The sequence below is a fragment of the Streptomyces cyaneofuscatus genome, from assembly GCF_042718795.1.
Lineage (GTDB): Bacteria > Actinomycetota > Actinomycetes > Streptomycetales > Streptomycetaceae > Streptomyces > Streptomyces cyaneofuscatus_A.
Map to the genome: position 1 here is coordinate 14,819 of NZ_JBHXOX010000038.1, position 14,780 is coordinate 29,598.

The following is a 14,780-nucleotide window of genomic DNA, read 5'->3' on the forward strand; positions in this document are numbered from 1 at the left end:
AGCCGCCCGGCGGTCACGGACGTGAGCCTGCCTACCCGTGCTCTCCGCGCGAGCGGAGGTGAACCGTGGTCGCGACGTGCGGAGACTCCGATGAGCGCGTGCTCTCCGCGCGAGCGGAGGTGAGCCGCTGGCCAGCTCGGCCGGGGACTGCTTCGCCTTGTGCTCTCCGCGCGAGCGGAGGTGAGCCGCCTCCGTCCGGCGGCGGCACGCCTCCGACCTCGTGCTCTCCGCGCGAGCGGAGGTGAGCCGCCGAGCTTGCCGACCCCGTGGGTGAGCGATGGGTGCTCTCCGCGCGAGCGGAGGTGAGCCGACGTTCCCGGCCTTCTGAACGGATGCGGCGCGGTGCTCTCCGCGCGAGCGGAGGTGAGCCGATCCTGTATCAGCGGCCTGCACTGCTGTAGGTGTGCTCTCCGCGCGAGCGGAGGTGAACCGTACCGGCCCAGGGTGTAGCCGGGCTGGCCCGGTGCTCTCCGCGCGAGCGATCCGTTCCCGGCGGACCATGGCCTCGCTGTCCAGACGGATCTTGCACCTACCAGCGGCGGACTGGCGTCCCGGTCCGCGGGGGCCATGCTGTGCTGCCACCGGACGACGAGGGAGCCCAGAGGCCCCGGAGCGGGAACAGGTGACGGTGGCCTGCTACCGACCAGGTCGTCTGAGAGGTGCTCGTGCATGGCTGCAGGAGCTTCGACGCCGTCTGCTAGCTGTTGGTATCACGGAATAGCTATGATGGTGGGTATGGCAAAGCAGACGAATATCCGCTTGGACGACGCAGTCAAGGCCGCGGCCGAGGACCGGGCCAAGCGCCGCGGTCTGACCTTGCAGGGGTACGTGGCCGACTTGATCGAGGCCGATGTGAATCAGGCACGTGCCGCTTTCATGGCCGGCGCTGCGACATTCCTGGCCCAGTACGCGGACGAGTTCGAGGCGGAAGTCGGTGAAGACCGGTACCCCGGTCTTCCGGAAGGTCTGGCTAAGAGCGCGCCGCGGGACGCCGCGTGAATCTTCGGATCGATCTCGCCTGGATGTTGGCGGTGGCGCAGCAGGTCCCGGGGGATCCGCAGGTCGTCGACTACGGGGTGCCGGTAGCAGCTGAAGCACGTCATCGGGCGGAGGTCCTGGACCACGAGGTGTATCCCGAGCCGCATCACAAGGCCGCGGCTCTGTTGTGCGAGCTGGCGCGGAACCCGAGCCTGGAGAAACGGAATCTGCTGTTCGCGGCCACAGTGGCTGCGGCCTACCTGTCAGCGTGCGGGATGCCGGTGAGCCCTGGCCTGGACACCGTCCTCCCGCTAGCCAACGCCGCCCGGGACGGTCTCCCGGTGCGCGAGGTCGCTGCTCAGATCAAGACCTGGACGAGCTGACCCTCTCGTCGGGTGGCATCTCTCCGGACGCACAGGCCGGCTCGGTGCCGTCGCGACCTACCGGTCGACGGCGGCGGGGCGCGGGGTGCCGTGGCTAGAGATAGCGCCCCCACTGACACCGGCCCCCAAATACCCCGAGGCAGAACCGAGATGAGCAGCGCGCCTTTACACTCGCTGCGCAACGGCAACGAATCGGGATCCGTGGACGAAAACGATCTGCAAAGAGATGGCAAAGCGCCCGAGTAAGGGCAGGTCGCGAAGGGTCCTCTCCGCGCGAGCGGAGGTGAGCCGCGGTTCCTGTCCACCTGACGCCCTGCCCGGGGGCCCTCTCCGCGCGAGCGGAGGTGAGCCGGAGCCGTCATGTCCTCGCTGGAGCGCACGCCCGTCCTCTCCGCGCGAGCGGAGGTGAGCCGGCCGAGTACCCCTCGACGCTCCGTGCGTCGGCGTCCTCTCCGCGCGAGCGGAGGTGAGCCGTCCGGGGCGTTCGGCAAGGCGATCGGGTCGGCGTCCTCTCCGCGCGAGCGGAGGTGAGCCGTCGTTGGAGATCTCCGGCGACGTGGAGGTGAAGTCCTCTCCGCGCGAGCGGAGGTGAGCCGCACCGTGCTCAGGCGGCCGCCATGGGCCCGGCGTCCTCTCGCGCGAGCGGAGGTGAGCCGCAGCTCGACCCGGCCCACTCCTGCCGGCCGGAGTCCTCTCCGCGCGAGCGGAGGTGAGCCGCGGTACGCGACCATGGCGGCCCGCGCCACATCGTCCTCTCCGCGCGAGCGGAGGTGAGCCGGTCAGGATGTTCCGGCCGGCCGTGCTGGTGGAGTCCTCTCCGCGCGAGCGGAGGTGAGCCGCCGCCGCAGCCGCCAGCGCGGTAGGCCACGGAGTCCTCTCCGCGCGAGCGGAGGTGAGCCGTCCTCTGGACGTGCCGCACGATCGAGGAGCACGTCCTCTCCGCGCGAGCGGAGGTGAGCCGCGGCAGCACCCGGACAGGAGGAAGCCACGGCCGTCCTCTCCGCGCGAGCGGAGGTGAGCCGGCGGCGACCTCTGCCTCGGCCGGGGATCCGGCGTCCTCTCCGCGCGAGCGGAGGTGAGCCGTCAACTCCCCCGAGCTGGCCACCTACGTCGACGTCCTCTCCGCGCGAGCGGAGGTGAGCCGGTGGGGGAGCAGCGCCCCGACCTCCTGCTCTGGTCCTCTCCGCGCGAGCGGAGGTGAGCCGCCGTCAGAGAACGCACCAGCACAACCGGAGGAGTCCTCTCCGCGCGAGCGGAGGTGAGCCGCAGCCGTCCGGGGGCGGTGGCTCGCAGGGGCTGTGCTCTCCGCGCGAGCGGAGGTGAGCCGACCGTGATGCGGGGCCGCCGGGGGCTGATGTCGTGCTCTCCGCGCGAGCGGAGGTGAGCCGCCGATGATTCCTATGAGGTAGAGCAGGGTGAGGTGCTCTCCGCGCGAGCGGAGGTGAGCCGTAGAGGGGTGAGGGCACCCTTAGGGCCGTGGCGTGCTCTCCGCGCGAGCGGAGGTGAGCCGGACGCCAAGGCCGCGGCCAGCCCCACCGTGCTGTGCTCTCCGCGCGAGCGGAGGTGAGCCGCCCCGAGACGGACTCCACTGGACACCCCGGCAGTGCTCTCCGCGCGAGCGGAGGTGAGCCGATGGTCGACGTCGCGAAGGTCTTCGGCACCGAGTGCTCTCCGCGCGAGCGGAGGTGAGCCGCGGCACGGGCAGGTCCTCGTCCGCGAGACGCGGTGCTCTGCGCGCGAGCGGAGGTGAGCCGAGGCCCAGCTCCGGGGCGTCAGCCAGCTTGAAGTGCTCTCCGCGCGAGCGGAGGTGAGCCGATGAGCGCGCTTGGCTCCGTGCGCAGATCGCCGTGCTCTCCGCGCGAGCGGAGGTGTGCCGACGAACTGGGCGTCCCGCTCGGCCGAGTCGTCGTGCTCTCCGCGCGAGCGGAGGTGAGCCGTTGCAGGTTGCGGTCGACCGGACGGAGGGGGCGTGCTCTCCGCGCGAGCGGAGGTGAGCCGCACGTGGACCTGGCGTATGCGGGCACGATCCAGTGCTCTCCGCGCGAGCGGAGGTGAGCCGTTCTCGGGCCCGTCCGACTTCCGTGCCTTGTCGTGCTCTCCGCGCGAGCGGAGGTGAGCCGCCACAATCAAGCTGCGGAGGAACGACGGGAGTGTGCTCTCCGCCCGAGCGGAGGTGAGGCGTGACAGAACCGTGACGACGAGGTGCCGCCACCGTGCTCTCCGCGCGAGCGGAGGTGAGCCGCTGGCACCGTGGCAGCGATCCTGGTGCTGACCGTGCTCTCCGCGCGAGCGGAGGTGAGCCAGCCCGCCGCCGGCCATCGGTGCACCGGGGAGTGCGACTTCCACCCCATGGCGTGCAGCGAGGAGGAGGGAATCGTCGCGCCCGCACCCAAGCAGGACGTACCGATCCGGCTGGCCAAGGAGAACGAGGCATGGTGCACCGTCTGCCTCGCGCTCGTCCGTCAGCGGTAGACCACAACCGAAGGAGAACGCCATGAGCGGCATCTACGACGACGGAGCCACCTACGGCCCAGACCCCACCGCCACCGTCAACGAGCCCCAGACCGACCCCATCTACGACGACGGAGACGTCTACGGACAGCCCACCACCCAGGAGCCCCCGCGATGACCGCCGACGCCCGCGAGTGGGCCGGAACGACCGAGGACATGTACGACCTCCACCGCTTCAACGATGACCAGCAGGCAGCCTGCAACCCGGCGATCCGCACCTACAGTCTAATCATCGACCGCGACGAGTTCCGCGAGCCCTACATGACGCTCCGCACTCGGTCGCAGATCGAAGGCCACTGGGCCGCCTACATGTACCGGTTCTGCGCCGCCTGCGCTAACACCGCCCAGGAGCCCCCGCGATGACCTCCCCTCCGACCGTCACTTCCTGCCGAACCTGCGGAGGCCCCACCCAGGCCGACGTCCGGGAAGGCTGCACGCCCTACACCTGCACCACCCCGTGCACGGCCTGCAGCCACCCCGGAGACGTACACCGCGACTGGTACCGCAAGCAGTACGGTGCCGGATTCTCCCGCCGCTGCCACGAAGGCCACCGACACGACTTCAGCACCCAGGAGCCCCCGCGATGATCCAGCCCGGACAGGCCCGCGACAGGGCGCGCTGGCGCACCGGATACGTCCTGGAGGACACGTGACGGCCGACGCGGTGACGACGAAAGGCCCCGTCCGGTAAGGTCGGGACCAGGCGGTCATCTTCAGGATGGGCCCGGTTCATCACCGGAACCGCCACTGTGCGGAAGATCCCGGTGCAAGTCCGGGCCAGTCAACGTTCGCGTCGACTCGTAGCTCAAGCAGAGCGTCCGCTCCTAACGGACCGCATCCCGGCCGGCCCGCAATTCGGCAGGGGTCATTGCCAAGTCGCTGTAGTACGTCAGCGCATGCCCCTGAAGCCGCTGCACCACCCGATCCAGTTCGGGACCTGCCACCCCGTGACCAGCCGGCGCGGCGTTGAACCGCCGACGGCCAACCGTCGTTGAGTCACGGTAGTCACGAGCGATAACCTCCGCCCACTGGGCGCGAGTGAGAGCGCGCCGGACCCGCCCATTCATCTCATGGGCCGACTCCTTCGTCACCGCCAACGTGGCCATGATCTCGGGCCAACCCAGGGTCGGCAGCACACCGACCTTCGTGTACGTGAACGGTCGACCCGCCAGGCTATGCCATCGAGCTTTGGCTGCCGGAGGAAGGTTCTTCCATACCTTCTCCAGTTCCTCGTCGACCTTGCCCGCCCCGTGCATCATTGTGTTGCGCAGCTTCAGGACGAAATCCAGCAGGTGGCCGGCGGCGGTCTTGTGCTCACCAAACCGGACCGTCTTGTGCAGTAGTGGTACCGACCACCACCCGGGCTCTTTGTCATGCTGCTTGATCCGGCCAGCGAAGTACTGACACTCAACGATCGTCTCGACGCAAAGCTCGATGTGGAGCGCCACTACCTGGGGGATGGCGAGAAAGGCCATGTCCGTTGCCGCAGACTCGAAGATCCTCTTTGCCTCGGCAGCCGTGACGTCAAGGCGCTCCGTGAGGGGTACCGCGTTGAGCAGCATGCGGGCCTTGATCTCTGGGTCCGGTGCCTGGCCCATCTCCCGCCGAGCGTGCTTCGCCCCCACCGACAGCGCCAGGATGCTGTTGTTCGACCGCTTCTGCATGGCCTGCCACGTCCGAAACGCGCTGTACTGGATCAAGTCGCCCCCTGGCAATCGGTGTTGGCACAGCCTAGTGCGCGCGACTCCACGCACGCCCACCATGGGCCCGCCCTGAACCATCAGGCGGGCCCGAGGCGTTGGCGCCGTGTTGCAGACTTGCCCCAACCGAAACTTCCCAAGGAGAGACCATGACCACGGAAACGATCCTCACTCTGCACGGCGCAGAGTGGCGGCTACTTGGTCTTGAGCTCACGGAGTTCGCGGACGAACTGGGCGTTGTCTGCTTCGATGAACCGGATTCGGCGCTGCGCCAGGGCTGAGTGCTCTCCGCGCGAGCGGAGGTGAGCCGTCGGTCTCACCGCCCGCCCGGGTACCGGCGGTGTGCTCTCCGCGCGAGCGGAGGTGAGCCGGCCTCGGTCTCGATCCGTTCCGGGCGGACCGTGTGCTCTCCGCGCGAGCGGAGGTGAGCCGTCGGAGGAGTCCTGGCCCGGTATTTACGTCTCGTGGGCTGGCCGAGAGCGCGCCGCGGGACGCCGCGTGAATCTTCGCATCGATCTCGCCTGGATGTTGGCGGTGGCGCAGCAGGTCCCGGGGGATCCGCAGGTCGTCGACTACGGGGTGCCGGTAGCAGCCGAAGCACGTCATCGGGCGGAAGTCCTGGACCACGAGGTGTATCCCGAGCCGCATCACAAGGCCGCGGCTCTGTTGTGCGAGCTGGCGCGAAACCCGAGCCTGGAGAAACGGAATCTGCTGTTCGCGGCCACGGTGACCGCGGCCTACCTGTCAGCGTGCGGGATGCCGGTGAGCCCTGGCCTGGACACCGTCCTCCCGCTAGCCAACGCCGCCCGGGACGGTCTCCCGGTGCGCGAGGTCGCTGCTCAGATCAAGACCTGGACGAGCTGACCCTCTCGTCGGGTGGCATCTCTCCGGACGCACAGGCCGGCTCGGTGCCGTCGCGACCTACCGGTCGACGGCGGCGGGGCGCGGGGTGCCGTGGCTAGAGATAGCGCCCCCACTGACACCGGCCCCCAAATACCCCGAGGCAGAACCGAGATGAGCAGCGCGCCTTTACACTCGCTGCGCAACGGCAACGAATCGGGATCCGTGGACGAAAACGATCTGCAAAGAGATGGCAAAGCGCCCGAGTAAGGGCAGGTCGCGAAGGGTCCTCTCCGCGCGAGCGGAGGTGAGCCGTCCTCGAGCGGCGCCAGCGCCCGGGCCAGGCAGTCCTCTCCGCGCGAGCGGAGGTGAGCCGGACTCCCAGTTCCTGGAGTCCCGCATGTTCCAGTCCTCTCCGCGCGAGCGGAGGTGAGCCGTTCGGGGGCCTTCATCCCGTGTTCCGCCATCCGTCCTCTCCGCGCGAGCGGAGGTGAGCCGCCAGGCCGCATGACAAGGGCGGGCCACCACACGTCCTCTCCGCGCGAGCGGAGGTGAGCCGTCATCACGGGATTCCGCACCATGCTTGTGGCCGTCCTCTCCGCGCGAGCGGAGGTGAGCCGGACATGGTGCCATGCGCGACCGCTATTCCGCTGTCCTCTCCGCGCGAGCGGAGGTGAGCCGCCCGCCGCCGCAAGTAGCACCCCACTGACCGCGTCCTCTCCGCGCGAGCGGAGGTGAGCCGTCGGTGTCCGCGATGTGGCGGCGGGAGACCACGTCCTCTCCGCGCGAGCGGAGGTGAGCCGCTCCTGGGGCCCGCGATCGGAGACTTGTTCAAGTCCTCTCCGCGCGAGCGGAGGTGAGCCGAAGGCCAAGGACGGCCAAGTCACGGAGAAGGAGTCCTCTCCGCGCGAGCGGAGGTGAGCCGCTGCTCACCAGCCCCGCCTGGGACGACCGGGTGTCCTCTCCGCGCGAGCGGAGGTGAGCCGCGGCCGAGCACGTCGCTGGACGCCTGATACTCGTCCTCTCCGCGCGAGCGGAGGTGAGCCGGAGCCCGGGGCCGCCGCCTCCGATCGGTAGCTGTCCTCTCCGCGCGAGCGGAGGTGAGCCGTCGGTCCGCCCGGCCGAGAAGGGCCACCGGCAGTCCTCTCCGCGCGAGCGGAGGTGAGCCGCCGCGGTGACCGAGTCCGCTCCTGCGGTCCCGGTCCTCTCCGCGCGAGCGGAGGTGAGCCGCGGAGGTGCGGCTGATCCTCGCGGCGGCCGTCGTCCTCTCCGCGCGAGCGGAGGTGAGCCGCAATGGGGAGCGGCTGCGCCGCACGACCTTCGGTCCTCTCCGCGCGAGCGGAGGTGAGCCGGTCGGAGAGGCCAACCGGCGCTCCGAGACCCGGTCCTCTCCGCGCGAGCGGAGGTGAGCCGGTCCGGTTCCTCCGGGGCTACCTCCGGGCGGCGTCCTCTCCGCGCGAGCGGAGGTGAGCCGGAGGGCAGTCACCTGATCCAGTTCCGGACCAGGTCCTCTCCGCGCGAGCGGAGGTGAGCCGATCAGCCCGGTGTCCACGCGCTGGATCATGTGGTCCTCTCCGCGCGAGCGGAGGTGAGCCGATCAGCCCGGTGTCCACGCGCTGGATCATGTGGTCCTCTCCGCGCGAGCGGAGGTGAGCCGCGGGTCGTCGTGCCGATCGGCGCGGACCCCTCGTCCTCTCCGCGCGAGCGGAGGTGAGCCGGCGCTCGGCATCGCGTCGCCGTCGAAGGTGACGTCCTCTCCGCGCGAGCGGAGGTGAGCCGTTCGAGGACGTGGATTTCGGGTGGGACGAGCTGTCCTCTCCGCGCGAGCGGAGGTGAGCCGGCCGTCGGCCTCGGCGACGGCGTGTACCTCCTGTCCTCTCCGCGCGAGCGGAGGTGAGCCGTCCCGGGGCATCTCGGTCTGGGACGGACCCCAGTGCTCTCCGCGCGAGCGGAGGTGAGCCGCGGTCCGACTCGGTGACGGGCGACCTGGACGCGTGCTCTCCGCGCGAGCGGAGGTGAGCCGATCAGCGGATCGCTGGAGACCGACTACGTCGCGTGCTCTCCGCACGAGCGGAGGTGAGCCGTGCTGGTCGTGCTCGCTCCGACGGGTGCGGCGTGCTCTTCGCGCGAGCGAAGGAGCCGTGACGCAGTACACCGTCTCCCCGGGCCACAGGGTGCTCTCCACGAGCGGAAGTGAGCCGCAGGAGGGCCCCCGCCGACGTCGGCGGGGGCCGTGCTCTCCGCGCGAGCGGAGGTGAGCCTGAGCGCCTAACGCACCCCGCCCTCGCAGAAATCGGGGGAGCCGAAGGCATGTCTGGAGGCCGTAGAATCCACGATCGCGCGACACAGCCCATGAAGGAGCACACCGAGCCATGCGCACAGCTATAGCGGCGATCACCGCGTTATCCGCAACCCTACTGCTCACCGCCTGCGGCGGCAGCAGCCCTGAGTCGAAGGCCGAAGCCAGCGCTACGGCCGCGCCCACGATCACCCAGGCCCCGGCGATCACTCCATACATGGACGGTTACGCCCACGGTCAGGAACGTCGCACCGACCCGGAGTTCAAGAGCACGGAGAAGGCCATCATCTTCGACCCGGTCACCGGGCAGCCCAAGGCGAATCCGAAGGACGACACCCTCACGGTTGCCCTGCAGGTCGCAAGCCACTGCCGTGACTGGTCACAGCAGGAGTACACCGACTCTGCCGACCAAGACGCCTACTTCGAAGGATGTCGCGCCGGCATCGACGACAGGCCGCCCACCAAATCCTAACGAAGATGATGTAGCCGACGGCAAGATCGGCGCCATAAAGCACGTTCTGCCCGCTATGAGCACGTAACGCGGTCATGACCGGGGCTTCTTGAGGCGTCTGAAGCAGATCAGGCAGCAGGCCAGGGAGACTTGACGGTCGGGCGGCCCTTACGCGAGGTGACAGGCCATCAGCTTGTCGTGCTCTCCGCGCGAGCGGAGGTGAGCCGAACCCACTGATGCTGGGACCGCAGTTCGGCCTGTCCTCTCCGCGCGAGCGGAGGTGAGCCGCATGGCCAGGAATCCGAGGCGTAGTGGTCACCCTGTGTGGCGACCGAGGGTCGCAGCCGCGCCCAGGCAACCCCGTTCATGCGGTGCCCCCAGAATCCGGGGCTCGGTCGCCGGGGCGATGGTGGACAGCCCGGCCCGTTCAGCCTCGAGGCGTTGCAGGGCCCGTGCCCGGGATGCGTCGCTGGGGCGCACCTGCTGCTCGGCGGCCGCTTTGGCGCGGAGCTCCTCGAGGGCCTGGCGGCCGTCGGCGAAGTTCTCCTCCGGTTCCCGGATCCGGTCGCGGAGCTGCCGTTCGGCGGCCGCCTGGATCTCGGGGCTGGTGCGCTGGCGGGTGGCGTTCCAGGTGGCGCGGTGGGCGGTGATGGCTTCGCGGTAGCCCTCCGGCGGATCCGCGCGCTGCATCGGTGCGTCGGGTGCGGTCGGCTACGGGGCCGGTTCGGAGGCCGCCGTGGCGGGGCCAGCCTTTGCGGGGGCGGGTGCCAGGACGTGCAGGGCGCGGACGTTCGCGCCGGGCACCCGCTCGTTGGCCGCCGCGATCAGCTTCGGCGCGCTCCAGCGCAGCTGCGTACCGGCTGCCGGAAGGTCGGGGACGACGTCCAGGCGACCGGTCTCCGCGTCGAAGGCGACGGCCTGGACCCGCCCGGCGAGCTCGGGCACGACCGCGGCGAGGATGGCGTCGAAGCTGGCGAGGACGTTTCCGCCGGCGACGGAGGCGGCCATGCCGCGCTCGGTCATCATCATGCCGATGGCCGCACCGAGCCCGAGCGGCTCGCGGCCGTCACGGCGTACGACGGTGGTGGTGCGCCGCTTGGGCTTCTTCGTCTGGGTGGCGCCGTTCTTCCTCGCCGCCTCCCGGGCCGCGATGAGGCCTGACGGGCGAGGTCGACGCCGCTTAGCTCGCCGGTCATGCGATCACCGCCCCGGTGGCGTCGCCGCCCAGCGGGCGTCCGGCGAGTCCGGGCAGCCGCTCCGTCCACGACGCGGGCCTGCGGGCCGGGGCGGCGGACCGCTCGTGCAGCTGCTTCAGCCGTGCCGCCAGCAGTTGCTCGGCTACGCGCTCCCTCGCCGTCGCGGCGGCGTTAGTCGCGGCGGCGACGGCGTCCGCGCCGGTCGGGTGGTGCTGGAACCAGGGTCGGCCCTGCTCGGCCCGGTACGCCCGGCGGGCCTCGGCTTCGGCCTCCGGAGTACGGCACAGCACCGCCAGGGCGTCATCCTGGTACGCGCCGACAGCCAGCTGCACGGCCTGGAACGCGGTGAACGCGTACGCGTCCGCAGCGGCCTGCGGATCGGCCTCCAGGGTGGCCACGTCGGTGATCTGAAGGAACTCCTGCCACGCGGCGGCGGTGCTGTCCTCGATGGCCGTACGGGCCCCGGCTACGGCGGCCGCGATGCTGGCCGGGTCGCTCAGGTCGGCGACCCCGGCCGCCGCGAGAAGGCCTGCCTCGCCGATCAGGGACTCGGTCTGACGGCGGTGGTCGCACGCCTCGCACAGCCCGGCCGCCTGGCCGCGCCCGCAGTCCTCACACGCCAGCACCCGGCGGACAACGTCGGCGGCGGCCGCGGTCTGCCGCTCGCGTTCCGCCTGCTCAGCGGCTGCCGCACGGGCCGCATCGCGCCAGGCCCGCTCCGCACGGGCCTGCTCCCGGCGCCAGGAGAGGTCCTCCGCCTCAATGGCGGCCCGCTCGCGCAGCCGCTCCTCAAGGACGCGGCGGCGCTCGCCGTCGGCCAGGCCGGGCAGCTCCCGGTCGATGTCCGCGCCGATCCGGGCACGCCAGGCACGGCGCAGGTGGATGACGTTGCCGCAGTTCTCGCAGTCCTCGCCAGTGTCGAGCCGGACACCGTCGTCGCACTTGCGGTGCGAGCAGGCCCGACGCTGGGGCAGGCCCCGGCGAATCAGCCACCCGTACGGCCCGGTGACCATCGCCTCGCCACCGGTCTCCGCCAGGCGGTCGGTCAGCCGGTCGGCCAGCAGCCGCGCCGCGCCCTCCCGCGCCACACCCAGGCCCGCCATCTGCGCGAGCTCCGCCTTCGCGGCGGCCTCCACCTGGTCCTGCTGCCACCCCGACAGCCGCTCCCACAGCCACGTCACTGGCCCCAGCGCTACCCGCAGACGAAGATCAGCCGGAAGGGCGACCCGCCTCCGCTGCTGCGCCGTTGCCCACCCTGCGGCCTTCGGCCTGCTACCGGCCCCAGCCCCCGCAGCAGGCTTCTCCCCCCGCTCATCGACCGGGGACTTCTGCGGCTTTTCCCCGCGGAGCGGGCCGCCCCCTGCCACCGGCGACCCGGTCTCGGCAGCGACGCTCTCGCCGTCGACGGCCCGGTCCTCGCCCGTGCACGCGCGCTCCGTCCGACGGCCTTCACCCCCACGGCCGTAGCCGGAAAAGCCACCAGAGAGCGACAGAGGAGAGCCGGGAGTAACCGGAGAAGGGTGATCAGTGTGAAGGGCTGCCGCAACGTCGGGGTCTGCCACATCCGCGACACCCGTCACCGGCACGCCGTTGATCTGCGACTCTTCGGCCAGCTCCGGCACTTCACCAGCCCCTGCCACACCGTCGGGGTCTGAAAACTCGGGCTCCGGGGCCCGCGCACGGTCCTCCAGGACGTCATCGGCGACCGTACGGCCGTGAGCGGCGGCGACCGCCGGCACCATCAGCCGCGACCGGTTCCGCAAGCCCGAGCCCGTCCGCACACGCACCCGCAGCACCAGCTCCCGCTGCTCCAGGCGCTCCAGCACCCGCTCCCCCGCCGACGCGGTGCACCCGAGCAGCCGGGCCACCGTCGCCGCCGCGCGGCCCCGCTTGGTGTCCACGGTCCCGCCGCATTGCCGCACCCGCCCGGTTTCCCGCGCCACCAGCACCAGCAACAGCAGCGCGAGACGATCCGTCGCGGCGCCCCGACCAGTGCGTGTACCGAGCAGCCCGGCCGGAGTGACCCGGCCGTCCCGGTGCTTCCACCCGGGCCCCATCACGGCCTCCATCAGCCGCTTCAGCGTCACGTACTCCTTCTTGCCCAGCCTCAGCGGGTGCCCGAGCACGCCCTGCGCCCCCCACAGCGGCCGCACCTTGCACTCCAGCCCGGTGTCCTGACCGAACTCGCCCTCCGCCGTCTCCACCGACACCACACCCGAGTCGCGCAGCCCCGGCACCACCACCGAGGCCGCGTACGACGCGGACACCCCGATCCACCGGCCCAGCTCCGAGGTACGGATCTCGACCACACCCGTCTCCGACGGCGTCCGCGACGCCAGCACCAGGACCGCCAGGCGCACCGCGTCCGACGCACCCTCCAGCCCGGCCGCATCCAGCAGGGCCCGTACCGCTCCGCCCAACCGGGCACGCGCGTCCCGGCCGAGCGACAGCGGATGACCCGCCGCCCGCTTCGGGACCGGCCCGGCCTGCGCCGGGACCGACCGCAGCCGACCCCGGCCAGCCCCACCGGCGAACGTACGAGGGCGCGGGAGCGCCGCCGGTGCCGCCGCGGCGCTCACCGGCCCACCGCCCCGGCGAGAGTGGAACCCGCAGGGGCCACGATCCTCTGCGGGCGTACTCGTACGGCGCATCGGATGGAAGGCGGGGAACCGGACGGGACGAGGACGAGGCGAACGTGCATACCCAGCCCAAGTCCGAAGATCGTCTCCGGTGTGACAGGGCTGGAGGAGAAAGCGGTCAGCGAATCGACCAGAACGGCCGTACGCCACTGCCGTACGCCAGCCCCGCCGGTGCGGGAACCCGCGTACGGGACATGCCGAGGAGCCCGCCGAAGGGCGGGAACAGCCGTGAAATCGGTCACATGGCCGAGTGCCGGGCGTTGGAAATACGCCCGGATCTGGAGCGCGCGGGCATGCCGAAGCTGGCCGCCGCACGAAACGTCGTGCACAATGACTCCCGTGTCGGGGGCATCGCCTCATGGCACGACGAAGCCCCAGTGAGGGCTTCTGGTTTCGTCCCGAAACCTGATGTTGAACCGCTCGACCGGGTGGCACCGGACGGGCAATCCCTTCAGAGGGGCCCTGGCAGGCTCCTCCGGTGTCAGAAGGGCGCTCCAGGCGAAGCGACTGCAATCGCTTCGCGGCTCGGAGGCCCGGGGCGGCAGACCCTATGGGTGCCGCCCCAAGAGGACCTACTGCATCCCGACCCCCTCGACAGAGGCGCGGGCGGGGGCGTTTTCAGGCAGCACGAACACCCCGTCGAAGGACCAGCGACCGAGGTCGCTGACCCCACGGCGGGGTGCAGTGTGTGCGCGTGCGGGTACGGGTACCCTGAACACGTCGCCACCTCCTGGGTTGTAGGAGCAAGCGGCCGGCCAAACGACCCCCACTACAAGGTCTTTGGCCCGAGTGGTCCCTCCCGGTTGCCAAGCCGGTCGACGGGACCACTCGCATTTCTGATCTAGGTCAGAGGCCACCCTACCGCTGGGAACCCATCCCGCCGGACCTTGGGTGAGTCGTGTCGATACCACTACCTCAACGACCTGCTGACGTCATTTCACCTCTGTCGCGGAGAGGGTTCGGTCCGCGTTCCGAGCGAGACTGGGCTTACGGCCCGGTGTGCCACATCCCGGGGCGGAGGATGTCCTCCCAGACTTCAAGGGGACCGTCATCGTCCGAGAAGACCGTGCGGAGAACAAGCACGGGAACGGGGACGTCGGGTGGCACGTCGATACCGAACTCGGCGAGCTCGTTTGTTGATGCGAACCGGGCAGCGCTCCTCTGGGGGCCAGCCGTCAACTGGCGGCCTGTGCGCTCAGCGTAGAGATCGTGGCGGAACTTCGGCATGGGCCCGGAGTCCATCAGTTCAGGCAGAACAGCCAGCGCTCGAACGTGAATGCAGTTAAGGGCCAGGGCAATTGCTCGTTCGCCGCGCATGAAGGTACGGCTGCGGATGACAATTTCGTCATACAGCTCGATGCCCAGAAGCGTCGCGATCTCCGCATCGGCACAGGAGCGAATGGTCGACCGGGCATTCACGTAGGTCTCGCCCGGCGTCAGCGGTTGTCCCGTCCGGCGAAGCCGCTCAAGCCGAGCTGCGCCTGTAACCACAGTGTGCGGCGAGTCGCCCGGGCCGAGCACTACGGTGCCGCTCCCGAAAACCATTCGCACCAGTCCTTCCGCCTCTAGTGCCTGGTATGCGCGATGAACCGTAGCTGTGGCTCCCCTTCCCGCCGCGACCTGCGCTTGTACCGAAGGGAGTCGCTGGTCAGGCCCGTAGCGCCCATCCCTAATCTCTGCGGCGATCTCGTCCGCGATCTGTCGCCACTTCGGCGGCTGCGTAGGTGAAGACACTGCGACTCCTCTAGTTGATGCTGCTCAGTGAACATGATTCTAGAAGGGTT

The 14,780-nt window shown here is 70.4% G+C and carries 13 protein-coding genes and 4 CRISPR repeat arrays (1 of these 17 cut by a window edge); of the genes, 8 read left to right on the forward strand and 5 right to left on the reverse strand.

The features are described from left to right. Window positions 1–433: direct repeats of the CRISPR family, unit length 29 nt; it begins 207 nt to the left of the window's first position. A 302-nt stretch (window positions 434–735) separates the two neighbouring features. The 5 genes from ACFWRT_RS33150 (at window position 736) to ACFWRT_RS33170 (ending at window position 4,235) form a co-directional block, all read left to right on the forward strand. Further along, window positions 736–999 carry a hypothetical protein gene (locus ACFWRT_RS33150; RefSeq protein ID WP_380955614.1) on the forward strand — a complete coding sequence of 88 codons (264 nt, stop codon included), beginning with the start codon at window positions 736–738 and terminating at the stop codon, window positions 997–999. After that, window positions 996–1,361 (forward strand): hypothetical protein, encoded by a 366-nt coding sequence (locus ACFWRT_RS33155; RefSeq protein WP_381121391.1) that lies wholly within the window; start codon window positions 996–998, stop codon window positions 1,359–1,361. The genes ACFWRT_RS33150 and ACFWRT_RS33155 overlap by 4 nt, the downstream gene beginning before the upstream one ends. Before the next feature lie 262 nt (window positions 1,362–1,623). Then, window positions 1,624–1,958: direct repeats of the CRISPR family, unit length 29 nt; unit sequence GTCCTCTCCGCGCGAGCGGAGGTGAGCCG. A 91-nt stretch (window positions 1,959–2,049) separates the two neighbouring features. Continuing rightward, window positions 2,050–3,664: a CRISPR direct-repeat array (repeat unit 29 nt; unit sequence GTCCTCTCCGCGCGAGCGGAGGTGAGCCG). A gap of 46 nt (window positions 3,665–3,710) precedes the next feature. Continuing rightward, window positions 3,711–3,833, forward strand: coding sequence for a hypothetical protein (locus tag ACFWRT_RS37660; RefSeq protein ID WP_380956090.1), 123 nt, complete (start codon window positions 3,711–3,713; stop codon window positions 3,831–3,833). A 22-nt stretch (window positions 3,834–3,855) separates the two neighbouring features. Next, complete coding sequence (locus ACFWRT_RS33165) at window positions 3,856–3,990, forward strand: hypothetical protein (RefSeq protein ID WP_380956089.1); 135 nt, start codon at window positions 3,856–3,858, stop codon at window positions 3,988–3,990. Further along, window positions 3,987–4,235, forward strand: a complete 249-nt coding sequence (locus ACFWRT_RS33170) for a hypothetical protein (RefSeq protein ID WP_381121393.1) — start codon at window positions 3,987–3,989, stop codon at window positions 4,233–4,235. Before ACFWRT_RS33165 ends, ACFWRT_RS33170 begins: the two co-directional genes overlap by 4 nt. A gap of 460 nt (window positions 4,236–4,695) precedes the next feature. Here the strand turns inward: ACFWRT_RS33170 and ACFWRT_RS33175 are convergent, their stop codons facing one another. Further along, window positions 4,696–5,571 (reverse strand): hypothetical protein, encoded by an 876-nt coding sequence (locus tag ACFWRT_RS33175; protein ID WP_380956088.1) that lies wholly within the window; start codon window positions 5,569–5,571, stop codon window positions 4,696–4,698. 149 nt (window positions 5,572–5,720) lie between these two features. Here ACFWRT_RS33175 and ACFWRT_RS33180 point away from each other — a divergent pair, with 149 nt between their 5' ends. The 3 genes from ACFWRT_RS33180 to ACFWRT_RS33190 all read left to right on the forward strand — a co-directional run bounded on the left by ACFWRT_RS33180 (window position 5,721) and on the right by ACFWRT_RS33190 (window position 9,182). Next, window positions 5,721–5,852, forward strand: a complete 132-nt coding sequence (locus ACFWRT_RS33180) for a hypothetical protein (RefSeq protein ID WP_381121395.1) — start codon at window positions 5,721–5,723, stop codon at window positions 5,850–5,852. Between the two features lie 217 nt (window positions 5,853–6,069). Next, window positions 6,070–6,435 carry a hypothetical protein gene (locus ACFWRT_RS33185; protein ID WP_381121397.1) on the forward strand — a complete coding sequence of 122 codons (366 nt, stop codon included), beginning with the start codon at window positions 6,070–6,072 and terminating at the stop codon, window positions 6,433–6,435. Window positions 6,436–6,697: 262 nt separating this feature from the next. Beyond that, window positions 6,698–8,496: a CRISPR direct-repeat array (repeat unit 29 nt; unit sequence GTCCTCTCCGCGCGAGCGGAGGTGAGCCG). Window positions 8,497–8,783: 287 nt separating this feature from the next. Further along, entirely contained in the window at window positions 8,784–9,182 is a 399-nt protein-coding gene (locus ACFWRT_RS33190) for a hypothetical protein (RefSeq protein WP_380955165.1), read from the forward strand. Between the two features lie 294 nt (window positions 9,183–9,476). Here the strand turns inward: ACFWRT_RS33190 and ACFWRT_RS33195 are convergent, their stop codons facing one another. The 4 genes from ACFWRT_RS33195 to ACFWRT_RS33210 all read right to left on the reverse strand — a co-directional run bounded on the left by ACFWRT_RS33195 (window position 9,477) and on the right by ACFWRT_RS33210 (window position 14,730). Further along, complete coding sequence (locus ACFWRT_RS33195; protein ID WP_380955166.1) at window positions 9,477–9,851, reverse strand: SPFH domain-containing protein; 375 nt, start codon at window positions 9,849–9,851, stop codon at window positions 9,477–9,479. 21 nt (window positions 9,852–9,872) lie between these two features. Then, a complete protein-coding gene (locus tag ACFWRT_RS33200; RefSeq protein WP_380955167.1) occupies window positions 9,873–10,190 on the reverse strand; it encodes a DciA family protein in 318 nt (105 codons plus the stop codon). A gap of 163 nt (window positions 10,191–10,353) precedes the next feature. After that, window positions 10,354–12,936, reverse strand: a complete 2,583-nt coding sequence (locus ACFWRT_RS33205) for a hypothetical protein (RefSeq protein WP_380955168.1) — start codon at window positions 12,934–12,936, stop codon at window positions 10,354–10,356. Between the two features lie 1,047 nt (window positions 12,937–13,983). Continuing rightward, window positions 13,984–14,730 (reverse strand): GntR family transcriptional regulator, encoded by a 747-nt coding sequence (locus ACFWRT_RS33210; RefSeq protein WP_380955169.1) that lies wholly within the window; start codon window positions 14,728–14,730, stop codon window positions 13,984–13,986. Between the last annotated feature and the right edge of the window lie 50 nt (window positions 14,731–14,780).